Origin of the sequence: Psychrobacter sp. Ps6 (assembly GCF_022129235.1) — a bacterium.
Classification (GTDB): domain Bacteria; phylum Pseudomonadota; class Gammaproteobacteria; order Pseudomonadales; family Moraxellaceae; genus Psychrobacter.
Genome location: NZ_JADQAI010000145.1, coordinates 1 through 1258, shown reverse-complemented (window position 1 = coordinate 1258; position 1258 = coordinate 1). Strand labels below are relative to the sequence as shown.

Here is a 1258-nt window from a genome sequence, read left to right as displayed (position 1 = left end):
AAAAAAGCGAGCCGGTCGAAGGCTCGCCAAAAACTCATATATTGCTTTTCGAGAGTTTAGCTACTGTCTTATTACTATCCTTAGTAACGCCACAATACACTCATCGAAAGGGACAAAGGTTATATCCGAGATAAATAATAGCCCAATCCGTCAATATTTTGTCATGCCAATGTCAAAATATGTCCCTTAGTTTTGAATACCACCGCCAACAGATAAATAAATGGAATTATCACCGTGAGATGATTGGCCATAACCAAAGTACACTGGCCCCAAAAATGAATCGATGGCAATAAATACACTTCCTGCACTGATGGCACTATTCCAGCTCATATCAGACACATGGTTCCATACTCCACCACGTTCGATAGAACCGCCGAGATATACCGGAGATGAGAAAGCACCAAAATCATTATCAAATAGACGGTAGCGGTAAATTAAACCAGCAAAAGCACTGTAACGACCATTTAACTCATAGCGGTGATAACCTGATAAATTAAATAGACCACCGAGATCTTGAACATTAATCGGTAAGATTTCTTCAGAATCAGAACCGCCACTCTTTAAGATGCTAACAACTGAATGACGTCCTAAATTCCATGGTTGAATTAATGAAACGTCATAGTAGGAGCCATAACCAGATTCACTTTCATTTAAGAATGCTGTTTTTGCGTCGATAAGGCCAAACTCAGAGGAGAAATAGGTTCCTTTTGATGGGAAATAAAAATTATCCAAATCATCATAGGTAAAGCTCCAGTATGGGCCATAGGTTCGGTAATCTTCTTTAGAACCATCGACAAGTAGACGAATTTTACCATCTTGAATTCGATAACCCATATTAAAGACAGCCCAAGGGCGAACATTCCAACCAAGTTCCGCAAAGCCGGTATAGTTTGCATATTCAGCACGAAGATTTAAGGATGAGGCATCAGTATCAATATTGCTAAATTGACGAATTTCATTGTTCCAACTCGCTCCAAAAGCACTAAAGAATTTTTGGTCATAATCAAAAGGCAAATAGAGTTCTGTATTCACCTTTTTCCAGCTACCAAGCTGTGCTTCCACCGTCCATTCACCACCTTTATCGGTCACATCGGTATAAATATATTGTGCCCCAAAGGTAAAATCTGAACGTTCAGAAAAATCATCTTCAAAGGTTAATTTAAAATTAAGATATCCCGGCCCCCAAGGCTTTTCATCAACTTTCATCACTAACACGTTTTTACCCGATCGGTGTTCAATTTCGTAACCGACTTTAGCA

At 39.2% G+C, this 1258-nt stretch carries 1 protein-coding gene; it reads right to left on the bottom strand.

The genetic code is table 11. The features are described from left to right. Positions 1-186: 186 nt before the first annotated feature. On the bottom strand, positions 187-1258 hold a 1072-nt coding region (locus I3255_RS14450; RefSeq protein ID WP_238039443.1), incomplete at its 5' end, for a hypothetical protein.